This is a genomic window from Streptomyces sp. NPDC048248, from assembly GCF_043201875.1.
Classification (GTDB): Bacteria; Actinomycetota; Actinomycetes; order Streptomycetales; family Streptomycetaceae; genus Streptomyces.
In genome coordinates this window covers 101,414-125,596 of the sequence record NZ_JBICZL010000005.1, presented here as the reverse complement: position 1 = coordinate 125,596, position 24,183 = coordinate 101,414, and the positions used below count along the sequence as shown (strand labels likewise).

Sequence of the window (24,183 nt, the reverse complement as noted above, 5' to 3'; positions counted from 1 at the left end):
GCTCTTGGTTCTCCCTTCTGCTTCATGGCAGGACGTGCCACACGGTGGAAGGGTTCCGAGAGGCGGCCGGATACCTCTCCGGGGAAGGTTTCCGGGGCGGAGATTCCTTTCTGGCCCGTCCTGTTGGGGGCGGAGTGGCGGTCTGCTCGGCCCGCGTGAATCCTTGTTTCCGGCCCGTGCAAAACTGCTGACCATGAGTTCCGGTCGTGTCCTCAACTTCCCGTCTAAGTACTGGAGTAGAGCTCTCCTTGCGGGGATTGCCGCGCTGAGCCTGAGTGCCTGTGACGGTGGGGACTCCGACGAGGATTCCCGGGCGAACTTCGTGCCGGGGAAGGGCGGAGTCGGCACGATTCCCGTGGCGGACCGGAAGACGGCTCCCGACATCTCCGGTAGCACCACGCGCGGCAAGCCCTTGGATGTCGCCGACTACAAGGGCAAGGTCGTCGTCCTGAATGTGTGGGGCTCGACGTGTGGACCGTGTATCGCCGAGGCGCCGAACTTCGCCGAGGTGGCGAAGGCCAGTAAGGGCAGGGGTGTCGCGTTCGTGGGCATCAATGTCGGTGACGCGGAGAAAACGCAGGCCATCAGCTTCGAGGAGCGGCACAGGATGCCCTACCCGAGTCTGTTCGATCCGACCGCGAAACTGCTGCTGCGCTTTCCCAAGGGCACTCTCAACGTGCAGGCGATCCCCGCGACCGTCGTGCTCGACCGCGAGGGGCGGCCCGCCGCCCGGACTCTCGGGGCACTGGAGAAGGACGAGCTCCGCAGGATGATCGCCCCGGTGGTCGCCGAGAAGTGAGCCATCCGTCCTGGCAGGCTGCTACCGGTCGAGTCCGTCGGTGGCTGAAGGGCGCCAGGGGCGGGCAAGCCTTGGCGGCGTGTGGGCCGCGACGACGTTGCGTACTGCCGCCGCGGGCTGCAAACCTGCAGGTGGTGCCCCATTTTTTGGGGTGGCGGTACCCAGGCTCCCGCACCGGGAGTGCGGCGGCCGGGGGCCGGGTGAGAGGAAGTGGGTGCGATGGGTTCGCGGGGTGCGGGGGCGCGGGGCCGGGCAGGCGCCGGAGTGACCATTCGGCGGGCGGTGGCGCGGGACGCCAAGCGGATCAGCCGCATGGTGCAGGGATCCGGGGCCTACGACGGGCTGTACGCCTCGGCGGTCGACGGATACCGGGTGGGGCCGGATTACGTCGAGGCGCACCGGGTGTTCCTGGCCGTGGACGACGAGCGGGACGGCCGGCTGCTGGGTTTCTACTCGCTGGTGATCGATCCGCCCGAGCTCGACCTGATGTTCGTGGCGGACCGGGAGCAGGGTGCCGGGATCGGGCGGCTGCTCATGGAGCACATGCGGGGGGAGGCGCGCCGCGCCGGTCTGGTCCGGGTGCGGGTCGTCTCGCATCCGCCCGCGGCCGGTTTCTACCGGAGCGTGGGCGCCCGGCCCAGCGGGACGGAGCCCGCGAATCCGCCTGCCGTGAGGTGGGACCGGCCGGTATTCATGATCGACGTGGCGGAGGAACAGGCCCTTACGGGACGGGCGAGGCCAGGGGCGTGACGTGACCGCCGCCCCTGGCGAGCCCCGGGCGGCGGCACGGGGCGCTCGGCGGACTGGGAGCGGCCGCGGCGCCGGGGGCGTAAATCGTTGGCCCAACAGCGCTTTTGCCGTGAATATGTGGGTATGGAACGTACTTTTGAGGATCTGATCGCCGAGGCCGAGTCGGTGTCCGTGGCGGGCTGGGACTTCTCCTGGCTGGCGGGGCGGGCGACGGAGGAGCGGCCGTCGTGGGGGTACCAACGCTCGATGGGCGAGCGGCTGGCGAAGGCGTCTGCTGCGCTGGACATCCAGACGGGCGGCGGTGAGGTGCTGGCGGGGGCCGCGCCGCTGCCGCCGGTGATGGTGGCCACGGAGTCCTGGCCGCCGAACGTCGCCAAGGCCACCGAGGTGCTGCATCCGCTCGGCGCCGTCGTGGTGGCCGACGAGGACGAGCCGCCGCTGCCGTTCGCCGACGCTGCCTTCGACCTGGTGACCAGCCGCCATCCGGTCACCGTGTGGTGGTCGGAGATCGCCAGGGTGCTCCGTCCCGGTGGGCGGTATTTCTCCCAGCAGGTCGGCCCTGCCAGCGTGTTCGAGCTGGTCGAGTTCTTCCTGGGGCCGCAGCCGGAGGAGGTACGGCGTGCCCGCCACCCCGAGGACGCCCGGCGGGATGCGGAAGCGGCCGGACTTGAGGTGGTCGACCTGCGTACGCAGTCGCTGCGGACGGAGTTCTTCGACATCGGGGCCGTCGTCTACTTCCTGCGGAAGGTGATCTGGATGGTCCCGGGGTTCACCGTCGATCAATACCGTGATCGCCTGCGGGAGTTGGATGAGCTGATCCGCCGGGAGGGGGCGTTCGTCGCGCACACCACCCGGTTCCTGATCGAGGCGCGCAAGCCGGAGACGGGCGCGTAGCCCGGAGTGGGGCCCGTGGGCCGGCGCCGGCCAGGTGAGCCCGGTCGAGGCGTGTGAGCGGGAACGCGTCGCGAGGCCCGGCGGCCCGGGCGCGACGTCCACGCCCCGGCGGTGTCAGCGGCGGGCGGCTGAGGCGAGTGTGGCGAGGGCTTCCTGTTCGGAGAGGCCGGTATCGCGGGCGGCGGCGAGGAGGCGGGCGGAGAGTTCCGGCCCGAGGCCGCATTCGTGGGCGCGGCAGGCGGCCCAGAAGAGGCGGGCGTTGCGCTGGCCGGCCGGGGAGCTGCGGACGAAGCGGACGAGGGCACCGGCGGGCTGGGGCGGTACGGCCTGCGGGGTGTCGGGGCGTGCGGGGGCCGTGGGTGAGGTGACGAGGGTGAGCAGACCTCGGGGCGCCGGGGCGGGGTGCTCGGGCATGCAGGGGGCGAGGACGTAGCGGCCATGGACGGTGACGGAGCCGGGGCCGACGAGATAGCCGCCGGCGCCGCGGATGTCGATGCCCGGGGCGAGGCGGCCGACGGAGTTGGGGACGCGCGGGGCCGGCGGTGAGGGCGGACCTGTCAGCCAGAGGTGGCGGCCGCCGCTGGGGGTGAGGACCGTGACGGTCGGTGGGAGCGGGAAGCGGTGGGCCTCCGCGATGAACCGGAGGGCGGTGAGGCTGTCCGCGCCGTTCTTGGTGTCGAGGTCGATGCCGATGAGGTGGTGCGGCGGCAGGCCGCAGGCGATGCCGTAGCCGGTGGCCCAGGGGGCGGCGGCGAACAGTCTGCGGATGCCGAGGGGGTCGGTGGTGGCGTCGTGTACGCCGTGGCCGGGGCGGCCGCAGGCGCCACGGCAGGGCGGGGACCCGGGATGGCCGCGGTGCGGGGAGCGGACGGCGGGCAGCTTGGTGCGGGTCAGTGGGATGACGGCGTAACCGCGGGCGGCGGCGCTCAGGGCGTGCGCGAGGGCGGCGGCATGCGCGTCGGCGGGTGCGAGGAGGCGCGGGGCGGAGCCGGGGCTTTCCAGGGTGCCTCCCTGGGGGTCTCCCGGGCGTGGGGTGGCGTCCGCCGCCTGGGGGAGCGGGGCGAGGCGCGGGGGCGGTTCCGTATGGCGTCGTGGCGTGGCCATGGATTTATTTTCGTACGAATGTTCGACGAGGGGAAGGGGGGCAGGTCGCACGCCGGGGGGGTGGGTCGAAAATTCACGATCACCGCTGTCCTTGCGGGAAGCCGCCGACCGGGGCCGGGGGCCGGCGGAGGGGGCCGAGAGGGGCGCGAGTGGGGGCGCCGAGGCGCGGTCCGGGTTTAGCCGGGGTTCCTCATGCTTGCGAGGGAATCGACCCGTCCTGACGGGTTCGCCGGGGATTCGGTGGGCAATCCTGAGTTCGCGACGTCGAGACAAGCACTGCGGCAGGTGGCCAACTGCTCGGTGAACAAACGGAGTTCCTGCACTTCAAGAGCTTCCAAAGGGGACGCAGGCAGCGTGGGGCGTCTCCGGATCGATGAGTTCCAGCAGGTTCCGAAGTTGTGTTCCGTAGGAGGAATAGACATGGCAAGCACCCGTACCGCCCGCGTCATCGCCTTTGCGGCCGCCGTGCCTTTCGCGGCCGTACTCTTCACCGGTGTGGCGCAGGCCGACAACGGCGGCTTTGCGAACAACGGGTCGAGCGCGGCATCGACGAGCCAGTCGGGCTCCGGTGTCGGGGGCAACAACAACGGCAACTCGACGTCCACCCAGCAGGTGGCCAACGGGCCCGGTGCCTCGAACCAGAACAACACCGCGAGCGTGAACGGCTCCGGCTTCACGCACATCGACCAGGCCAACGAGACCGTCAACTTCAGCAACCTCTGGTGACACACCCCGCCGCTCGGGGAAGCGGCGGATGACCGGCGGGTGATGCGAGGTACGGCGCGGCGGTGAATGGGGCTGCTCTGGGGTCCGTCGCGCCGACCTTGACAGCGAGAGGGTTTCTGACGGACAGTCAGAAACCCTCTCGCTCGTTCGTGCGCCGGGAGGCCGGCGCCCGGCGTGCCGCCACCTGAAGGGGAGGCCACCGACGTGCACCTCGCCCCTACCGCGCGACAGCGTCAGCTACGCACGGAACTCCGCTCCTACTTCCGGGAGCTGATGCCGGACGGCCCGGTCGAGGACGCCGCGCAGCAGCGCGCGATCCGCCGCCGCATCGGCACGGACGGCCTGCTGGGCCTCGGCTGGCCGACCGCGTACGGAGGGCAGGGCCGCGGCCCCGACGAACAGTTCGTCTTCTTCGACGAGGCGTACCGCGCGGGCGCACCGGTGTCGATGGTCACGCTGAACACCGTCGGCCCGACGCTGATGGCCTACGGCACCCGGCGCCAGAAGGACTACTTCCTGCCGCGCATCCTCAGCGGCGACCTCGTCTTCGCGATCGGCTACACCGAGCCGGAGGCCGGCACCGACCTCGCCTCGCTGCGTACGCGGGCGGTCCGCTCCGGCGGCGACTGGCTGATCGACGGCAGCAAGAGCTTCACCAGCAACGCGCAGCACGCGGACTGGGTATGGCTCGCCTGCCGCACCGACCCGGAGGCGCCCAAGCACCGCGGCATCTCGATCCTTCTCGTGCCGACCGACGCACCGGGTTTCACCTGGACGCCGATCGAGACGGTCGGCGGGCTGACGACCACCGCGACCTCCTATGACGCCGTCCGGGTGCCGGCGGGGAACCTCGTCGGCGAGGAGAACGCCGGCTGGGAGCTGATCACCCACCAGCTCAACCACGAGCGGGTGGCACTGGCCGCCATCGGGATGCAGGCCGAGGACGCCTTCGACGCAGCCCTCGAGTACGCCACGACCCCGGACGGCGCGACGGGGCGGCGGCCCGCGGACCGGGCGTGGGTGCGCTCACGGCTGGCCGAGGCGCACGCCCGGCTGGCCGCCACCCGGCTGCTGAGCTGGCGGCTGGTGGGCGACGTGGGCGCCGGGACCCTCCATCCCGGCGACGCGGCCGGCGTGAAGTTCGCCGGGACGGAGAGCACGGTCGAGGTCTACCGGATGTGCCAGGACGTGGTGGGAGACGCGGCTCTGGTGCGGGCCGGTGCTCCGGGGGTCTTCGAGGACGGCGAGCTGGAGCGGATGAACCGCGCGGCGCAGATCAACACTTTCGGGGGCGGGGTGAGCGAGGTGCAGCGCGAGATCGTGGCGACGATGCGGCTCGGCATGCGGAGGGGGCGCCGGTGAGCGGGCGGAGTGCGGAGCGGGGCCGGGGCGCGCGGGCGGACGGCGCCATGGACGCGCTGTACGCGGATCTCAAGCGCTTCGAGGGCCGGGCGACGACCACCGGCGGGGTCGGCAAGGATCCCGTCAACGAGCCGATGATCAGGCACTGGTGCGAGGCGATGGGGGATGATCACCCGGCCTACCGCGGGCCCGGTGCGGTCGCCCCGCCGACGATGCTGCAGGCGTGGACGATGGGTGGGCTGTCCGGCCACACCGACCCTTCGTCGGCGTACGGCGAGCTGTCCGCCCTGCTGGACGGCGCCGGATACACCTCCATCGTGGCCACCGACTGCGAGCAGGAGTATCTGCGGCCGCTGCGCCCCGGGGCCCGGATCACCTTCGACGGGGTGATCGATTCGGTGTCCGAGCGCAAGACCACCAAGCTGGGCACGGGGTACTTCGTGACCACGCGCATGGATGTGCGCGCCGACGGCGAGCTCGCCGGTACGCATCGCTTCCGCGTCCTCAAGTACGCACCGGCCGCGGCGCGAGCGGCCGGCCCGGCGTCCGCCGGAGCGGCAGGAGCCCGTACGCCGGCCACCGCGCCCAACGCCACCGCGCCCAAGGCGCCCGCGCCCTCCGTGCCCCGGCGCCCGCGGCCGGTCGTGAACCGGGACAACGCCGGGTTCTGGGAGGGCGTCGCCGCGCACCGCCTGCTGATCCAGCGCTGCGAGAGCTGCGGGACACCGCGCTTCCCGTGGCTGCCCGGCTGCAACGCCTGCGGGTCGCCGCGGTGGCGGGCCGTCGAGGCGAGCGGGCAGGGGTCCGTCTACTCGTACGTGGTCATGCACCACCCGCCGTTCCCCGCCTTCGCGCGCCTCGACCGGGGCTCCGACGCGGCGGGTCCTTACGCGGTGGCGCTCATCGAGCTCGTGGAAGGGGTGCGGATGGTGAGCAACGTGATCGGGGTGCCGCACGACAAGGTGCGCATCGGGATGCCGGTACGGCTCGAATTCCTGCGCGTGGACGCTGAGTTGGAGCTGCCCGTCTTCCGTGTCGAAGGGCAGGGCTGAGGTGGACTTCACACCCACGGACGAGCAGCGGGCGGCGAGCGCTCTGGCCGCTGAGATCTTCACGGACCTCTCCACGCCCGCGCGGCTCGCGACCCTGGGGACGGCCACCGACGGGGACTTGTGGAAGGCCCTGACCGCTGCCGGGCTGCCCGAGGCGGTCGAGGACATCGGGCTGCTCGGTCTGGTCCTGCTGCTCGAGGAGCAGGGCCGGGCGACCGCGCAGGTGCCGCTGGCGGCGACCTGCGTCCACGGTCTGCTCGCCGTCGCCGCGCACGGCACCCCGGAGCAGCGTGAGCGGCTGCTGCCGCCGCTGCGCTCGGGGGCCGAGGTGGCGGCCGGCGCCTTCACGCATGGCGGGGGGCCGCCCCCGGTGCGGGCGGCCCCCGTTGGGGCGAAGTCGGGGGCGGCCCGCACCGGGGGCGGTGCCCCGGCCCGGTTGACCGGCACCGTCCCCGTGGTGCCCTGGCTGTGCGAGGCCACGCTGCTCCTGGTCCCGGACGCGGACCGGCGGCTGTGGCTCGTACGGACCGCGGCCGAGGGCGTCGGCGTCGTGCCGGTGGCGACCACCGCACCCTGGTCGGCCGGGCGGCTGACCCTGGACGGCGCCCCGGCCGAGCCGCTGGGAGACGCCGAAGGGCCGGCTCCGTACGACGAGGTGCTCGCCACCGCCCGTACCGCCTTCGCCGGTCTCCAGGCGGGTGTGTGCGCCGGCGCCCTGGCCCGAGCGGTGGCCCACACCTCCACCCGAGAGCAGTTCGGCCGCCCGCTCTCCACGAACCAGGGTGTCCTGCTGCGAGCCGCCGACGCGCACATGGACACCGAGGCGATCCGGGTCACCGCCTACGAGGCGGCCTGGCGCCGCGACGAGGGCCTGGACGCGGCGCCGCACGCGATGACCGCCGCCTGGTGGGCGGCGGAGGCGGGCATCCGCGTGGTGCACGCCGGCCAGCACCTGCACGGCGGCATCGGGGCCGATGTCACCCACCCCGCCCACCGGCACTTCCTGTGGGGCAGACAGCTCGGCGCCTATCTCGGGTCCGGAGCCCAACTGCTCGAAGAACTCGGGGAATTGCTGACCGCGAACCGGATGGAGGAGCCCGTATGACGCCGCCCGCCGCCGTGGGGGACGAACTGGCGCCCCTCACGCTTCCCCTCACCCGGACCCTGATCGTCGCCGGGGCCGTGGCCTCCCGCGACTACCAGGACGTGCACCACGACGCGGAGGCCGCCCGGGAGAAGGGCTCCCCGGACATCTTCATGAACATCCTGACCACCAACGGACTGGTCGGCCGCTACGTCACCGATGCCTTCGGCCCCCGGGCCGCCCTGCGCAAGGTCGCCATCCGGCTCGGCGCACCCAACCACCCGGGGGACACCATGGTGTTGCGGGGCACGGTCACCGCCGTCGACGGTGACACCGCGCAGGTGCGGATCGTCGGGGCGAACGGGCTGGGTAACCACGTCACCGGCACCGTCACGGTCACCGTCCCCGCCACCGACGGCCGGGAGGCGGACCGGTGAGCGTGCGCCGCGCCGATGCGCTCGGCGGCCGGGCCGCCATCGCCGGGATCGGTGCCACCGAGTTCTCCAAGGACTCGGGCCGCAGCGAACTCACACTGGCCGTCGAGGCCGTGCGGGCCGCCCTCGACGACGCCGGCCTCACCCCCGCCGACGTCGACGGCATGGTCACCTTCACCATGGACACCAACCCGGAGATCACCGTCGCCCAGGCGGCCGGTATCGGGGAGCTGTCCTTCTTCTCCCGCGTCCACTACGGCGGCGGCGCGGCCTGCGCCACCATCCAGCAGGCGGCCTTGGCGGTCGCCTCCGGTATCGCCGACGTCGTCGTCTGCTACCGCGCCTTCAACGAGCGCTCCGGCCGACGCTTCGGCTCCGGGGTGCAGCAGCGCGAGCCGTCCGCCGAGGGCGCGGCGCTGGGCTGGAACCTTCCCTTCGGGCTGCTCACCCCCGCCTCCTGGGTCGCGATGGCCGCCCAGCGTTACCTCCACACCTACGGGTTGACCCCGGACGCCTTCGGCCACGTCGCCGTCACCGACCGCAGGCACGCCGCCCGCAACCCTGCCGCCCACTTCTACGGCAGGCCCATCACCCTCGCCGATCACGCCGCCTCCCGGTGGATCGTGGAGCCGCTGCGGCTGCTCGACTGCTGCCAGGAGACCGACGGGGGGCAGGCGATCGTGGTGACCTCCACCGAGCGCGCCCGCGAGCTGCGCCGCGCGCCCGCGGTGATCACGGCCGTGGCGCAGGGGGCCGGCCGCGCGCAGGAGCAGATGACCAGCTTCTACCGCGACGACCTGACCGGCCTGCCGGAGATGGGGGTGGTGGCCCGCCAGCTGTGGCGTACGGCGGGTCTGGGACCGTCGGACATCGATGTGGCCATCCTCTACGACCACTTCACCCCGTTCGTGCTGATGCAGCTGGAGGAGTTCGGCTTCTGCGGCCCCGGTGAGGCGGCCGATTTCGTCGCGGCGGACGCGCTGCCGCTGAACACCCACGGCGGGCAGCTCGGCGAGGCGTATCTGCACGGGATGAACGGCATCGCCGAGGCGGTGCGCCAGATCCGCGGCTCGTCCGTCAACCGGGCACCGGGCGCCGCCCGGGTCCTGGTCACCGCGGGTACCGGCGTGCCCACCTCGGGGATGGTCCTGGGTGCCGACGACTGAACGGGGGCGTGGCGGCCCCGTCGTGGGCCAGGGACTTTGCGGTGGCGCCCTAGGGGGGAGGAGCCGCCCGTCCGCCCTGAGGAGGTGGCGGCGGCGCCGCACGTACAACTTGAGAGGGACGGCGCTTCGGCACCTGGGGCCGATCCCCGGGGCCCCGCTCACTTCTAGCGTTGAGCCATGACCACGCCAGTGTGCACAAGCGCCTCGAACGCCACTGTGTTCCCGTCGTTCTCCTCCTACGTACGGGCCCGGCGGCCGGTGCTGCTGCGCGCTTCGCGCTCCCTCACCGCGAACCCCAACGATGCGGAAGATCTGCTGCAGACCGCACTCACCAAGACCTTCGTGGCGTGGGAGCGCATCGAGGACCATCGCGCCCTCGACGGCTACGTCCGCCGCGCGCTGATGAATACGCGTACCTCCCAGTGGCGCAAGCGCAAGGTCGAGGAGTTCGTCTGTGACGAGCTGCCCGAGCCGGACCCGACGCCCGCCCCGGACCCGGCCGAGCTGCAGGGCCTGCGGGACGCGATGTGGCGCGCGGTGATGCGGCTGCCCCCGCGCCAGCGGGCCATGGTCGTGCTCAGGTATTACGAGGACCTGAGCGAGGCGCAGACCGCGGAGGTCATGGAGGTCTCGGTGGGCACGGTCAAGAGCGCCGTCTCCCGCGCCCTGGCCAAGCTCCGCGCGGACCCGGAACTCGCCCTGTCGGCGTGAGCGCGGGCCATCGCCCCTCGGCACCGGCGGGTTCTCGGTCGCTCACCGGCCCCGTTCGGGCAGTAGCCGGCTGACGGCACGCTCCAGGTCGGCGATGCGCTCGGCCAGCCCCTCGGGCTCCCTGCCCTTGTTGTCGCGCAACGTCAGTTCCAGCTGGGCGAGTTGGCCGGCGATCTCCGCAAGCCGCGTCGAGTCGTCGGAGCCGTCACCCGGGGCGGTGTCCTGCTGCTCGGCGTCGCCGGCCGCGGCCTCCTGCGGGCTCTCCGTCAGCACCGGGGTCTTGGCCGGAGTGGGCTGCGCCGGGTTCTCCGGGGACGAGGCGTCCTCGGACGCCGGTGGCTCCGGGGCGCCCTCGGGCGGACTGTCCGAGGTCAGTAGCCTCTTCAACTGGTCTGCCTGCGCGGCGAGTTGGCGGTTCTTGCGATGCAGGTCGAGGAAGACGTTGACCTTGGTGCGCAGCAGCCACGGATCGAACGGCTTGATCAGGAAGTCGGCGGCGCCCACGGTGTAGCCGCGGTAGGCGTAGTTCGGATCGACCGACGCCCCGGTCAGCAGGATGATCGGCACGTCCTTGGTCTGGTCGAGCCCCTTGATGTTGGCGGCGGTCTCGAAGCCGTTCATGCCCGGCATCATCACGTCGATGAGGACGACGGAGAACTCCTCGCGCAGCATGGCCTTGAGCGCTTCCTCCCCCGAGCGGGCGCGGACCACCTTCTGCGTCAGGGAACTCAGCACGGCTTCGAGCGCGACGAGATTCTCCTCCATGTCGTCGACGATGAGGATGCTGGAGGTGTCCGGTGCGGTGGTCATGACTGCGGCTCCGCCTTTCCCTCGTCGTCCTCCCCGTCGGTGGCCAAGGAGGTCTCCTCCTGCGTGTCCTGGGCCTCGCCCTGTGGATCGAGGAGCCGGCAGATGACCGTCAGCAGGCCGTCCACGTCGACCGGCTTGGGGATGTAGTCGTCCGCCCCGCCCTCGATGGCCTTCTCGCGGTCGCCCGGCATGGCCTTCGCCGTGAGCGCGATGACCGGCAGCTCGGCGAACCGCGGCGTGCGCCGCATCGCTTGGATCATCTCGTAGCCGTCCATCTCGGGCATCATGATGTCCATCAGCACCAGGGCCACGTCGGGGGCACGGTCGAGCACTTCGAGGCCCTCGCGCCCGTTCTCGGCGTACTTCACGCTGATCCCGACCCGGCCGAGCACATGCGTGAGCGCGAAGACGTTGCGGATGTCGTCATCGACGATCAGCACCAGCCGGTTGGCCAGCACCTGCCCGGCGCGCCCGGTGAGCCACTGCTTGAGCCGGGTCGTCTCCGGCCAGGTGACGTCGCCGCCGTCGGCGACGCGCGGGGCGTCGGGCACCGGAGCGGCCGGAGTCGCCGGAGCCGCCGCCGGAGCGGCAGGCAGGGAGGCCGACGGGGTCTCGGTGCGGGCCGTGATCCGTCCGCCCGGCACGGAGAGCACCGCCCCGGTGGGCTCGGAGCCGCGTGTGGACGACCGGATCGTGGTGGAGCCCGGCGCGGGGGACGGCCCGGCGTAGCGCGCGGGCACATAGAGGGTGAAGGTGGAGCCGACCCCCGGTTCGCTCTCGGCGACGATCCTGCCGCCGAGCAGCGTGGCCATGTCCCTGCTGATGGAGAGGCCGAGGCCGGTGCCGCCGTACTTGCGGTTGGTGGTGCCGTCGGACTGCTGGAACGCCTCGAAGATCGCGTCGAGCTTCTCGGCGGGGATGCCGATGCCGGTGTCCTTGATCGCGAAGGCGATCACCGCGTCAGCCTTGCGCAGCGGGTCCTCGTCGAAGTCCGCGCCCGACGCCCGCTCGACGCGCAGTTCGACGCCGCCGGACGAGGTGAACTTCACCGCGTTGGACAGCAGATTGCGCAGGATCTGCTGGAGTCGCTGCTCGTCCGAGAACAGCTCTTCCGGCACCTGTGCGCCGACCTGCACGTCGAACGAGAGGCCGCGGTCGACGCAGAGCGGCCGGAACGTCGCCCGGACGTATTCCAGCAGCTTGTCCAGCGGCAGCGCCTTGGGATGCACGTCCATCCGCCCGGCCTCGATCTTCGACAGGTCCAGGATGTCGTTGATCAGCTGGAGCAGATCGGAGCCCGCCCGGTGGATGGTGACGGCGAACTCGACCTCCTGCGCGGAGAGCCGCCCGTCGGGGTTGTCGGCGAGGAGCCGGGAGAGCACCAGCAGGGAGTTGAGCGGGGTGCGCAGCTCGTGCGACATGTTGGCCAAGAACTCCGACTTGTACTGCGAGGACGTGGCCAGCAGCGCCGCCTTCTCCTCCAACTCGGCGTTGGTCAGCTGCAGTTCGTCGGAGCGCTGGCGCAGCTCGGCGGTCAGCCGCTGCGACTCCGAAAGCAGCGCCTCGGTACGGGAGTTGGCGAGGATCGTGTTGATGGAGACGCCGATGGTGTTGACGAACTGGTCGATGAAGGCGAGGTGCACCTCGCTGAACCGGCTGAACGACGCCAGTTCGATGACGCCGAGCACCTGGTCCTCGAAGAGGATCGGCAGGATGACGACGGATGCCGGTGCGGCGGCGCCGAGACCGGAGCGGATGGTGATGTAGTCCGGCGGGACCGCCTCGACGATGATGCGCTTCTTCTCCGTCGCGGACTGGGTGATCAGCCCCCACCCGGGGGCGCCGGGCCGGGGGAGCGAGCTGCGGCCTTCGGCCTGCCCGGTGCCGTATCCGGCGATCAGCTCCAGCCCTTCGCCGGGCTCGGCGCCGGCCGCCGCCAGGAAGAAGGCCCCGAACTGCGCGTTCACCAGCGGGGTCAGCTCGCGCAGGATCAGGTCGGCGACCTCGACCAGGTTGCGGTGGCCCTGCATGAGGCCCGCGATACGGGTGAGGTTCGACTCCAGCCAGTCCTTGGCGCGGGTGGTCTCGCGGAGGTTGGAGACCATCAGGTTGATGTTGTTCTTGAGGGCGGCGACCTCCCCCTGGGCCTCCACGGAGATGGAGCCGGACATGTCGCCCTGGGTGACGGCGCTGGCGACCTCGGCGATCGCACGCACCTGGGTGGTGAGGTTCAGTGCCAGTTCGTTGACGCTGGTGGTCAGCCGCTTCCACGTCCCGTAGACGCCCTCAACCCGGGCCTGGCCGCCCAACTGCCCCTCGCTGCCCACCTCGCGGGCCACGCGGGTCACCTCGGAGGAGAACGACGACAGGGTGTCGACCATCGTGTTGATGGTGGTCTTCAGCTCCAGGATCTCGCCGCGGGCGTCCACGTCGATCTTCTTCGACAGGTCGCCGCGGGCGACGGCGGTGGCCACCTGGGCGATGTTGCGGACCTGGGAGGTGAGGTTGTCGGCCATGAAGTTGACGTTGTCGGTGAGGTTCTTCCAGACCCCGGAGACACCGTGGACGGTGGCCCGGCCGCCGAGCCGCCCCTCGGTGCCGACCTCGCGGGCCACGCGGGTGACCTCGTCGGCGAACGCCCGCAGCTGCTGGACCATCGTGTTCACGGTGTCCTTCAGCTCCAGGATCTCGCCGCGGGCGTCCACGTCGATCTTCTTCGACAGGTCGCCGTTGGCGACGGCCGTGGTCACCTGGGCGATGTTGCGGACCTGGGAGGTGAGGTTCAGGGCCATGAAGTTGACGTTGTCGGTGAGGTCCTTCCAGACCCCGGACGCCCCCCTGACCTGCGCCTGACCGCCCAGGTTGCCCTCGGTGCCGACCTCGCGTGCCACGCGGGTGACCTCGTCGGCGAAGGCGGAGAGCTGGTCGACCATGGTGTTGATCGTCGACTTCAGCTCCAGGATCTCGCCCTTCGCCTCGACGGTGATCGTCTTGCCGAGATCGCCCTCGGCGACGGCGGTGGCCACCTGGGCGATGTTGCGGACCTGGGAGGTGAGGTTGTCGGCCATGAAGTTGACGCTCTCGGTGAGGTCCTTCCAGACGCCGGAGACGCCGCGCACCTGGGCCCGGCCGCCGAGCTGTCCTTCGGTGCCGACCTCGCGTGCGACGCGGGTGACCTCGTCGGCGAAGGCGGAGAGCTGGTCGACCATGGTGTTGATCGTCGACTTCAGCTGGAGGATCTCGCCCTGCGCGTCCACCGTGATCTTCTGGCTCAGGTCCCCGTTGGCGACGGCCGTGGTCACCTGCGCGATGTTGCGGACCTGCCAGGTCAGGTTGGACGCCATGAAGTTGACGTTGTCGGTGAGGTCCTTCCAGACGCCGGAGACGCCGCGCACCTGGGCCCGGCCGCCGAGCTGTCCTTCGGTGCCGACCTCGCGGGCCACGCGGGTGACCTCGTCGGCGAACGCCCGCAGCTGGTCGACCATGGTGTTCACGGTGAGCTTCAGCTCCAGCAGCTCGCCGGTGGCCTCGACGGTGACCTGCTGCGTCAGGTCGCCACGCGCCACCGCCGTGGTGACGACGGCGATGTCCCGCACCTGCGCCGTCAGACGCGACGCCATGGTGTTGACCGCTTCGGTCACATGCAGCCAGTCGCCCGACAGACCCTGCGCCTTGGCCCGGCCGCCGAGCCGGCCCTCGGTGCCGACCTCGCGGGCGACGCGGGTGACCTCGCCGGTGAAGAGGGAGAGCTGGTCGACCATGCGGTTGACACCGCTGCCCAGGCGGCGCAGATCGCCGCGCATCTGCCGCTTGCCGTCGTGCAGATCGACGTGCTGGGTCAGATCGCCGTCCGCCACCGCGTCCAGCACCCGGGTGGCCTTCGCCACCGGGACCACGAGCGCCTCCAGCACGCTGTTCGCCGCGTCGACGTTCGCCGCCCAGGTGCCCTGGCCGGGGCTCGCGGTGATCCGCTCGTCCAGGCGGCCCTGCCGGATGATCTCCCCCCGTACCCGGTCCATCTCCTGGGCCAGATGGGCGTTGCGCGCGACGATCCGGTTGAAGACGCCGGTCATATCGGCCACCACGCCGTCGTCCGGGCTCGCGACCCGGGCCGAGAAGTCGCCGTCGCACAGCGCGTTCATCGCCGCGAGCAGAGGCCGCAGCGCACTCGTACGCACCCACTGCCCGTCGGGCGAGGTGACCGGGTCCGCCGGGGCGGCCGGTGCCGGGGCGGCCGGCGGGTCGGGGGTATCAGGGGACTCTGCGGGCGGAGAGGCGGCATCAGGCCGGGCCGGGTCGAGTGCCATGTCGCACCATCCCCCCAATGATCCTTTTGGGCATGTATGTCATAGTATAAAGCGCCCGACACTCCTTCTTCCCCGGTGCACCCAGGGGGCGCAGTGGGACAGCTGTCCGCTCACGCGACGCAGTCGGTGTCCCGCAAGGGGCTGCCGGCGAATCCACTCGCGCCCTCCGCCGCCCGGAAGTTCGTCCGGGCCGTGCTGACCGGGCGAACGCGGTCGGTGCCCGAACCCGCCGACGCGGCCGGGGGTGCCATCCCGGAAGCGGTCGCCGAGGACCTCGCGGACGATGTCTCCCTGTTGGTCAGCGAGCTGGTGACCAACGCCGTGATGTACGCGGGCACCGATATCGACGTGCTCTGCCGTATGGAGCAGCGACTGCCGACGCCGCCCGGTGAGGCGGCCGGGAGCAGGCCCAGCGGCGTGGTGGTCGAGGTCACCGACCGTCACCCCTCCCGGATGGTGCGGGGCGGGGTGGACGCCCGCCACGACGAGCCCGGCTACGGCCTCCAGCTCGTCGGCGCCCTGGCGGAGGAGTGGGGAGTCACCTATCGCCACGCGGAGAAGACCGTGTGGTTCCGTCTGGAGATCGCCGACCCGGTGTACGTGACGGCGCCGCCGCTCCCCTCCCGCGCGGCGGAGCCCGCCGCCGAGACCTCTCCGGCCGAGCCGCCTCCCGCGGTTGCACCGGCTGCGGAGCCCCCTCTCGCAGCAGTGCCCCCCGCCGCGCCGCCTCCCGAGGCGGCACCCCCCACCGAGCCGTCCATCGAGCCGCCCGCCGAACCGTCCATCGAGCCGCCCGACGAGCCGCCGGTGGGCCTCGCCCCTGCCCACCCCCACGTGCGCAACGCCGCCGAATGGGCCGACCGCGGCGGCCCTTCGTTCCTCGCCGAGACCAGCGAACTCCTCGCCGGACAGCTCGATCAGGACATGGTCACCGCGCTCGCCGCGCAGCTGCTCGTCCCCCGCCTCGCCGACTGGTGCGGTATCTGGCTGACCGGCGACGGCCCGGACATGCAGCTGTCCCGCGTCTGGCACGTCGACGAGCAGCGCATCAACCCGCTGCGCGCCGAGCTGGAGCGGGACTCGCCGGCGGTCGGGGCACGCATGGCCGGGACGCCGTGGCCCTGGCCGGAAAGCGCCGGCGGGGACCCCGGCGGCGGGTCCGCGCTGGCCTTCCCGCTGGTCGCCCGCGACACCGACCAGGGCGTTCTGCTGCTCGGCCGGGCAGGGCAGCTGATGATGACGGACGCGGTGGCGCGGATGGTGGAGGACGTCGCGCGCAGGGTGGCCCAGGCGGTCTTCACCGCCCGCCAGTACACCCGCCAGACCACCATCAGCCGGGCGCTCCAGCGCAGACAGCTGCCCGCGTCGCTGGCGAGGATCGCCGGTGTCGACACCGCGATCGTCTACGAGCCGCACGGCGAGGGTCAGACCGTCGGCGGCGACTTCTACGACGTCTTCCCGATGGGCGACCGCCGCTGGTGCTTCCTCCTCGGGGACGTCCAGGGCAAGGACCCGGAGGCGATGTCGGTCACCGGGCTGGCCCGCCACCTGGTGCGCCTGCTGGCCCGCGAGGGTCACGGCGTCGAGTCGGTGCTCGGCCGGTTGAACGTGGCCATGGCCGAGGAGAGCGCGGAGGCCGTGGCGATCGGCGGCGAACTCGCCAGCTCCCGCTTCCTGAGCCTGCTCTTCGGGGAGCTGGAGGTCGACCCGGGCGGGGCAGGCGCGCGCGGCATGGTCGCCAGCGCCGGCCACCCGCTGCCACTGCACCTCTCCGCCGAGGGGGCCGTCACGACGGCAGGCGATCCCCAGATGCTGCTCGGCATCGACGAGGGTGCCGAATTCCGGGCCAGCCCCTTCACCCTGGCGCCCGGCGAAACCTTGGTGTGCGTCACCGACGGTGTCACCGAACGCCGCTGCGGCAACTGGCAGCTGGACGACAACGACGGCCTTGCCGAGGTGCTGCGCGAGGGCACCGGGCTGGGCGCCAAGGCGCTGGCGGAGCACGTACGGCGGGCGGCACACGATTTCGGTGTGGGGCCGGTCGAGGACGACCTCTCGGTGCTGGTCCTGCAGGCCGCGCCGGAGGGACAACGCTCCCCAGAATAGGGCGGCTCCTTTTCGCGCGGAAATTATCAGATATCCGCCAACGGGTTCGTGGTCACCCTTTCGGGGAATTGTTGCCCTCCGCCCCGGCCGCTAGTTTTGGCAAGGGCGAAAGGTAGTGCCGACGCAAGCGGAGGAAGCAGTGACTCCGATGAATTCCGCATTCAAAGGCGCGACTCCGGACGGCAATTTCGTTGACGATCTCACAGGCGCGCACCGGACCGCCGGGTCCCCGAAGATTTTCCGCGTCCGCTCGGCTAGGAGCGGTATGAAGTGCACGTCATGGCCGGGGTCGCAAAGGGCGCGAAGCCCTACGGTAAACAATGAGGCCATCGCCTCGCCCCTGGTCAAATCTCCTTCTCATCCGGTGTGGTCGAAGTGTGGCACGGCTTCGATGCGCCGTCCGGGAGAGTTTTTCGACGAGGTCGGTGGCGTATTTATCCCGAGGGTTTATCGGCGCCCCTGGGATTCGACTCTTCTGTGCGAGGCAATGGCCTCCTGAGGGCGCCTTTCCGGACCATTTCCTCCGTGGTCCGGCCGGCCCTCCGGGATTTCCGGCTCCCGTCGCAGGAGAGGACGCCCCGGCGGGAGTGGCCCCCGCCGGGGCGTTCCGCTGCCCCGGGCCGCGGGCGTCGGCCCTTCGCCGGCGGCAACGGGGCGCCGGACCGGGCCGGGTGGGCTCACCTCCCGGCCCGGTCCCGGCGGGGGAGGATAAAGAACACATCTCAAGGGCGTGACATACCGCCCGGTACGCGTCGAGAATCACAGCACCACTACCCGCCCGTAACAAGCGGAGGCACCCGGTGCTCAGCACGATGCAGGACGTACCGCTCACGGTCTCGCGAATCCTGGCCCACGGGTCGACCGTCCACGGCGAGTCCCAGGTCCTGACCTGGACCGGCGCAGAGCCGCAGCGGCGCTCGTTCGCCGAGGTCGGCAGCCGTGCCGGGCAGCTCGCCCACGCACTGCGCGACGAACTCGGGGTCGCCGCCGACGAGCGCGTGGGCACGCTCATGTGGAACAACGCCGAGCACCTGGAGGCGTATCTCGCGATCCCCTCCATGGGCGCGGTGCTGCACACCCTCAATCTCAGGCTGCCCGCAGAGCAGCTGACGTGGATCGTCAACCACGCCGCGGACCGGGTCGTGCTCGTCAACGGCACCCTGATCCCGCTCCTCGCCCCGCTGCTGCCGCAGCTGCCCACGCTGGAGCACATCGTCGTCGCCGGCCCCGGCGACCGCTCCCCCCTCTCGGGCACGCAGGTCCGGGTGCACGACTACGAAGAGCTGATCGCCGGGCGGGACGAGAGCTACCCCTGGCCGGAGATCGACGAGAGGCAGGCGGCGGCCCTCTGCTACACCTCCGGGACGACCGGCGACCCCAAGGGCGTGCTCTACAGCCACCGCTCCCTGTACCTGCACTCGCTGCAGGTCAACAACGCCGAGGCGTTCGCGCTGAGCTCCCGCGACACCGCCCTGCCGGTCGTGCCGATGTTCCACGTCAACGCCTGGGGTCTGCCGCACGCCGCGTTCATGGCCGGCGCGTCGCTGCTGATGCCCGACCGGTTCCTGCAGCCCACCCCGCTCGCCGAGATGATCGAGGCGGTACGCCCCACCATCGGCGCCGCGGTGCCCACCATCTGGCAGGGCCTGCTCGCCGAACTGGACGCCAAGCAGCGCGATGTCTCCTGCCTGCGCACGGTCATCATCGGCGGCTCCGCCTGCCCGCCGGTGCTGATGCGCGGCTTCGAGGAGCGGCACGGCATCCGCGTCGTCCACGCCTGGGGCATGACCGAGACGTCCCCGCTGGGCTGCGTCTCCCACCCGCCGGCCGGGGTGAGCGGCGAGGAGGAGTGGACCTACCGCGCCACCCAGGGCCGCTTCCCCGCCTCCGTCGAGGCGCGGCTGATCGGCCCCGGCGGTGAGGAACTGCCCTGGGACGGCGAGTCCGCGGGCGAACTGGAGGTCCGCGGGCCGTGGATCGCGGGCTCCTACTACGGCGGCGCCCAGGGCGAACCGCTGCGCCCCGAGGACAAGTTCAGCCCCGACGGCTGGCTGCGCACCGGTGACGTCGGCACCATCACCCCGAACGGCTATCTGACGCTGACCGACCGCGCCAAGGACGTCATCAAGTCCGGCGGCGAGTGGATCTCCTCGGTTGAGCTGGAGAACCATCTGATGGCCCACCCGGACGTCGCCGAGGCCGCGGTGGTCGCCGTACCGGACGACAAGTGGGGCGAGCGCCCGCTGGCGACCGTGGTCCTGGTGGAGGGCGCCGCCACCGGCTACGAAGAGCTGAAGGCGTTCCTCGGCGAGCGCATCGCGCGCTGGCAGCTGCCGGAGCGGTGGGCGGTGATCCCCGCGGTGCCGAAGACGAGCGTGGGCAAGTTCGACAAGAAGGTGCTGCGCCGGCAGTACGCGGACGGCGAGCTGGACGTCACGACCCTCGGCTGAGCCGACGGGCGAGGGGGCCCGGGGCCCCTCCGGGGCGGCCGTAGGGGAAGGCGCGAGCTGTCTCCCCTACGGCGCACCGCTCTTCAGGCGCCCCGGGCCGCTCCGTCAGTTCGTACCGATCTTGGCGAGCAGATCGACGATCCGGGCCTGCACCTCGGCGCTCGTGGAGCGCTCCGCCAGGAAGAGGACGGTCTCACCCGCCGCGAGCCGCGGCAGCTGGGCCGGGTCCATGTCCGCGGAGGTGTAGACGACCAGCGGGGTGCGGTCGAGCAGCCCGTTGGCCCGCAGCCAGTCCACGATGCCGGCCCGCCGGCGCCGCACCTGCATCAGGTCCATCACGACCAGGTTCGGCCGCATCTGCGTCGCGAGGGTGACCGCGTCGGTGTCCGCGTCGGCCCGTGCGACCTGCATCCCGCGCCGCTCAAGCGAGGCGGTCAGGGCGCCCGCGATGGCGTCGTTCTGCTCGATCAGCAGCACCCGCGGGGGGTGTTGCTCGCTGTCGCGCGGGGCGAGGGCCTTGAGGAGCACGGCCGGGTCGGCGCCGTACGCCGCCTCCCGGGTGGCCTGCCCAAGGCCCGCGGTGACCAGCACCGGGACCTCGGCCGCACCGGCCGCCTGGCGCAGCGACTGGAGCGCGGTGCGGGTGATCGGCCCGGTCAGCGGGTCGACGAACAGCGCGGCCGGATAGGCCGCGATCTGCGCGTCCACCTCCTCGCGGGAGTTGACGATCACCGGACGGTAGCCACGGTCGCTCAGCGCCTGCTGGGTGGAGACGTCCGGCGCGGGCCAGACCAGCAGCCGTCGCGGATTGTCCAGCGGCTCCGGCGGCAACTCGTCGTCCATGGGCGGCGGCTGACGGTCCATCACCTCTATGGCGCCGTTCGGGCCGTCCAACGGCTCCGGGCCCTCGCTGCCCTCGTCGGGCGCCGAGATGGCGAAGGCGCGCCCCTCGCCGGCATGCATCAGATGCGACTGCGACGCCGCGGCCTGCGGCTTCGGCTGCGCCGGGTGCTGCTGGTGCTGCGGAAGCTGCTGGGCCTGCTGCGGGGCAGGGGCGGGCTGCGCCACCTGCGGCCCCGGCTGCGGGCGCCCTCCTTGGGTGGCCGAGGAGTCCGCGGCCGCGGCGCGCTCACCCTCCTGCGGGGGCGCGGCGAGCTTGCGGCGGCGCCCCGACCCGGCGGACGTGCCACCGGGCGGTGTGCTGCCCGGCGGAGCCGCACGCTGCTGGTCGGAAATCTGCTGCGCGAACGGCACGCCCTGGCCGAGCGTGCGCACGCTGAACGCCCGCTCCTGGGCATGGCCGGGCACGGCGGCGTCGTCGGCGGGCGGCAGCGGCTGCCGGGGCGCGGGCGGTGGTCCCTGCGCGGGGGCCTGGGCCTGCTCCGGGGTCTGGCCGGGCGCCTCCTCGACCGGGCTGGGGCGCCCACGACGGCGGCCCGTCGGAGCGGGCGCGGCTGCCTCCGGAGTCGGGGCGATCCCGGGCGCGGCGCCGGTCACCGTACCGGTCGCCTCGGCCGGCTCGGAGGGCTGCGCCACGAGCCCTTCCGGGCCCGCCACGAACGTGCCGGACGCTTCGGAATCGGCCATCGCGGCGGCTGCCCGCTCCTCGGCAGCCGCCCGCCTCGCGCGCCTGCGGCCGGTCGGCTCGGCATCCCAATCGCCTTGTGCGTCAACGTGGTTGTCCGACGCTTCGAGGGCAAGCCCGGACTGCTCACCCGGTGCCCCCTCAGGCCCGCCCGCCACCGCACGGCGCGCCCGGCGCCGGCCGGTGCCACCGCTGTCCTGCGGACCCGCCTGCGCGGGCAGGGACGGCGTCGACTGCGGGGACCGGTCCGCCGCGGCGGGCGGCAGAGCGAAGGCCGTACGCGCCCCGGCGGGCGACAGCGAATCCGCGGACCGGGGGGACGACGGATGCGGCGCGCCGTCCGGCTGTGATGCGGCGTCCGACGGGTGCGCGGGGCCCCGCTCGCCCGCCGCGGGCCGCTCGGGCGCCTCGGCCAGCGCGCGGCGCGCCCGACGGCCCGCCGGCTGCACCGGCGACAGCCCCTGCGGCCCGCCCTGACTCTGTTCGTGCGCCCGCGCCTGCGCCTGGGCGTGCGCCTGCGTCGCGGCCGGTGCCGGCGGCGCGGTGTGGCTCTGTGGCGCGCCCTGCGTCCCCGCGGGGAGCGCGGGCAGCGCGCTGCCCTCCGGTGCCGCCTGCCGTGCCCGTCGCCGACCGCTCGGCGGAACGGCCTCGGCGCCCGGAGGCACCGCAGGCCCTGCCGTGCCCGGTCGGCCGCCGTGACTGTCGCCCTCGGAGCGGGCCGCTTCGTTTCCGTGCTGCGGCTGGGGCTGCGCACCCGCCGCGCCGCCCGCCGTACCGGAGCCGGCCGCGCCACGCGGATCGCCGCTCGCGGCTGCCGGAGCCGGAGCGCGGTCATCCGCGGCGGCCGGCCCCTGTCCGTTCTGCGTTCCCTGTCCCGGCCCCAGTGCCCGCGGGCCGCCGGATGTCTCGCCCTGCTCCGCGCCGGAGTGCCGCGCCCGCCGACGTCCCGTCGGCTGCGCGCCGTTCGCCTGGGCGGGCAGCGCCACAGCGCCGCCGTCCGAGGAGTTCTGCGCCGTGGCGCCGCCGAGGCCACCGCCGTCGGTCCCGTCGGAACCACCCGTACCCGGGCCGCCACCGGGGCCTCCCGAACCACCGGCGCCCCCGTCACCGCCCTCGGTGCCCTCGTCGCCCTGCTGCTGAACGCCCGCACCGTCCGTCGCGTCCGCCGCCTGCGTGCCGCGCGCGCGGGCCGCCGGAACCGGCATCACCGTCGTCTCGTTGCCGGTCGTCTCCGGCGCGCTCTCCGCCTGCGCCGCCGCGCCGTCCGCCGCCATCGGCAGCTCCAGCACATACGCGCTGCCGCCCGTGCCCGGCGCACCCGGCACGTCGTGCGTCTGCACCAGGCCGCCGTGCTGTCGTACGATCCCGCGGACGATCGGCCCATGGACCGGGTCCCCGCCGCCGTACGGGCCGCGCACCTCGATCCGTACGACGTCACCACGCTGCGCGGCCGCCACCACGATCGTCGAGTCGCCGGGGACCGGCCCCGTCCGCGCGCCCGCGTCCCCGCCGACGGCCGACATCCGGCCCGTGGAGTCCACCCCAGCGACGTCCGCGATGAGGTGGGAGAGGGCCTGGGCGATCCGGTCGGCGTCGACGGTGGCCTCTATGGGCGGCGCGTGCACCGCGAACTGCGCCCGGCCCGGCCCGATCAGCTCGATCGCGCCCTCCACGCCCGCGGCGACGACGCCGTCGAGCGAGACCTTCGCGCGGTTGAGCCGGTCCGTGCCGGAGTCCAGCCGCTGATAGCTCAGGACGTTGTCCACCAGCGTCGTCATCCGGGCGTGCCCGGCGGCGAGGTGATGCAGGATCTGGTTCGCCTCGGGCCACAGCTGCCCGGCGGGGTCGGAGGCGAGGGTGCTCAGCTCGCCGTTCAGCTCCTCCAGCGGTCCGCGCAGCGCCTGGTCGAGCACGGCGAGCAACTGGGCGTGCCGTGCCGCCAGCGCCTCGTAAGGGCGGCGGTCGGTGAACGTCATCACCGCGCCGACGAGCTGATCGCCGTCCCGCACCGGCGCCGTCGTCAGATCCACGGACACCGCACGGCCGTCCTTCGCCCACAGCGCCTGCCCGCGCACCCGGTGCTTGCGACCGGACTTGAGGGTGTCGGCGAGTGGGGTGTCCTCCCACGGCAGCGGCGAGCCGTCCGCCCGGGAGTGGTGGATCAGCGGATGCAGCTCCTTGCCGCCCAGCTCGCTGGCCCGGAAGCCCAGGATCTGCGCGGCGGACGGATTGACCAGGACGACCTTGCCCTCGGCGTCGACGCCGACGACGCCCTCGGCCGCGGCCCGCAGGATCATCTCGGTCTGCCGCTGCTGGCGCGCCAGCTCGGTCTCGGTGTCCAGCGTCCCGGTCAGATCGCGGACCACGAGCATCAGCAGCTCATCGCCGGTGTAGCCGGTCCGGTGCTCGGCGTACGCGGCCTCGAAGGCGGATTCGTACGGCGTGCGGCCGTCCTCGAGATTGGCGCTGGTCACCTCGACCAGCAGCTCCGTGCCGTCGGTACGCCGCGCCACCATCCGGGTGGGCTTGGTGCGCGGGCCCTCGATCTCCTCGTCCCGGCGCCGCATGGAGCCGGGGATGCGCTTGGAGTCGAAGGTCGGCAGCAGATCGAGCAGGCCGCGGCCCACCAGGGCGGTGCCCGGCGCCTCGAAGGTCTCCAGGGCAATGGTGTTGGCGTTGACGACCGTGCCGTTGCAGTTGACGAGCAACAGCGCGTCCGGGAGGGCGTCGAGTATGGCTGCGAGGCGAGCAGCGCCTCGGGATGGCCTGCTGCTCACGACGACGCTTCCTCCCTGTTACCGCACCTTGCCGACCCACCGTGGCAGGTCGCTGGAAAGGAGTCT

The 24,183-nt window shown here is 72.5% G+C and carries 16 protein-coding genes; 12 read left to right on the top strand and 4 right to left on the bottom strand.

All coding sequences use genetic code 11. The annotated features are described in order from the left end of the window. The first annotated feature begins 193 nt into the window (after window positions 1-193). From ACGFZW_RS11960 to ACGFZW_RS11950, 3 genes are all read left to right on the top strand, one after another. A complete protein-coding gene (locus ACGFZW_RS11960; protein WP_393892948.1) occupies window positions 194-799 on the top strand; it encodes a TlpA family protein disulfide reductase in 606 nt (201 codons plus the stop codon). Between the two features lie 219 nt (window positions 800-1,018). Continuing rightward, window positions 1,019-1,549, top strand: a complete 531-nt coding sequence (locus tag ACGFZW_RS11955) for a GNAT family N-acetyltransferase (RefSeq protein ID WP_393892947.1) — start codon at window positions 1,019-1,021, stop codon at window positions 1,547-1,549. Between the two features lie 123 nt (window positions 1,550-1,672). Next, complete coding sequence (locus ACGFZW_RS11950) at window positions 1,673-2,443, top strand: class I SAM-dependent methyltransferase (protein WP_393892946.1); 771 nt, start codon at window positions 1,673-1,675, stop codon at window positions 2,441-2,443. 114 nt (window positions 2,444-2,557) lie between these two features. On the opposite strand, the gene ACGFZW_RS11945 is transcribed toward ACGFZW_RS11950, so the two are convergent. Next, window positions 2,558-3,547, bottom strand: coding sequence for a bifunctional DNA primase/polymerase (locus ACGFZW_RS11945; protein ID WP_393892945.1), 990 nt, complete (start codon window positions 3,545-3,547; stop codon window positions 2,558-2,560). A 420-nt stretch (window positions 3,548-3,967) separates the two neighbouring features. On the opposite strand from ACGFZW_RS11945, the gene ACGFZW_RS11940 reads away from it, so the two are divergent. The 7 genes from ACGFZW_RS11940 to ACGFZW_RS11910 all read left to right on the top strand — a co-directional run bounded on the left by ACGFZW_RS11940 (window position 3,968) and on the right by ACGFZW_RS11910 (window position 10,082). Further along, entirely contained in the window at window positions 3,968-4,273 is a 306-nt protein-coding gene (locus ACGFZW_RS11940) for a hypothetical protein (protein ID WP_393892944.1), read from the top strand. Between the two features lie 204 nt (window positions 4,274-4,477). Then, window positions 4,478-5,635 carry an acyl-CoA dehydrogenase family protein gene (locus ACGFZW_RS11935; protein ID WP_393892943.1) on the top strand — a complete coding sequence of 386 codons (1,158 nt, stop codon included), beginning with the start codon at window positions 4,478-4,480 and terminating at the stop codon, window positions 5,633-5,635. A 47-nt stretch (window positions 5,636-5,682) separates the two neighbouring features. After that, window positions 5,683-6,687 carry a bifunctional MaoC family dehydratase N-terminal/OB-fold nucleic acid binding domain-containing protein gene (locus tag ACGFZW_RS11930; RefSeq protein ID WP_393893266.1) on the top strand — a complete coding sequence of 335 codons (1,005 nt, stop codon included), beginning with the start codon at window positions 5,683-5,685 and terminating at the stop codon, window positions 6,685-6,687. A gap of 1 nt (window position 6,688) precedes the next feature. Then, window positions 6,689-7,792, top strand: a complete 1,104-nt coding sequence (locus tag ACGFZW_RS11925) for an acyl-CoA dehydrogenase family protein (RefSeq protein WP_393892942.1) — start codon at window positions 6,689-6,691, stop codon at window positions 7,790-7,792. Beyond that, window positions 7,789-8,208 carry a MaoC/PaaZ C-terminal domain-containing protein gene (locus tag ACGFZW_RS11920; protein WP_393892941.1) on the top strand — a complete coding sequence of 140 codons (420 nt, stop codon included), beginning with the start codon at window positions 7,789-7,791 and terminating at the stop codon, window positions 8,206-8,208. The genes ACGFZW_RS11925 and ACGFZW_RS11920 overlap by 4 nt, the downstream gene beginning before the upstream one ends. Then, window positions 8,205-9,371 (top strand): lipid-transfer protein, encoded by a 1,167-nt coding sequence (locus tag ACGFZW_RS11915; protein WP_393892940.1) that lies wholly within the window; start codon window positions 8,205-8,207, stop codon window positions 9,369-9,371. The genes ACGFZW_RS11920 and ACGFZW_RS11915 overlap by 4 nt, the downstream gene beginning before the upstream one ends. Window positions 9,372-9,548: 177 nt before the next feature. Next, complete coding sequence (locus tag ACGFZW_RS11910; RefSeq protein ID WP_393892939.1) at window positions 9,549-10,082, top strand: SigE family RNA polymerase sigma factor; 534 nt, start codon at window positions 9,549-9,551, stop codon at window positions 10,080-10,082. Between the two features lie 42 nt (window positions 10,083-10,124). On the opposite strand, the gene ACGFZW_RS11905 is transcribed toward ACGFZW_RS11910, so the two are convergent. After that, window positions 10,125-10,892, bottom strand: coding sequence for a two-component system response regulator (locus tag ACGFZW_RS11905; RefSeq protein WP_393892938.1), 768 nt, complete (start codon window positions 10,890-10,892; stop codon window positions 10,125-10,127). Then, window positions 10,889-15,034: a HAMP domain-containing protein gene (locus ACGFZW_RS11900; protein WP_393893265.1), complete on the bottom strand. Its 4,146-nt coding sequence runs from the start codon at window positions 15,032-15,034 to the stop codon at window positions 10,889-10,891. Before ACGFZW_RS11900 ends, ACGFZW_RS11905 begins: the two co-directional genes overlap by 4 nt. A 258-nt stretch (window positions 15,035-15,292) precedes the next feature. Between ACGFZW_RS11900 and ACGFZW_RS11895 the strand changes: the two genes are divergently transcribed. Next, window positions 15,293-17,305 (top strand): SpoIIE family protein phosphatase, encoded by a 2,013-nt coding sequence (locus ACGFZW_RS11895; protein ID WP_393892937.1) that lies wholly within the window; start codon window positions 15,293-15,295, stop codon window positions 17,303-17,305. Between the two features lie 800 nt (window positions 17,306-18,105). Further along, window positions 18,106-19,755: a long-chain fatty acid--CoA ligase gene (locus ACGFZW_RS11890; RefSeq protein WP_393892936.1), complete on the top strand. Its 1,650-nt coding sequence runs from the start codon at window positions 18,106-18,108 to the stop codon at window positions 19,753-19,755. Window positions 19,756-19,860: 105 nt separating this feature from the next. Here ACGFZW_RS11890 and ACGFZW_RS11885 read toward each other — a convergent pair whose 3' ends face one another. Continuing rightward, the gene (locus tag ACGFZW_RS11885; RefSeq protein WP_393892935.1) at window positions 19,861-24,117 is read right to left on the bottom strand and encodes a PAS domain-containing protein; all 4,257 of its coding nucleotides are present in this window, start codon (window positions 24,115-24,117) and stop codon (window positions 19,861-19,863) included. Window positions 24,118-24,183 lie beyond the last annotated feature (66 nt).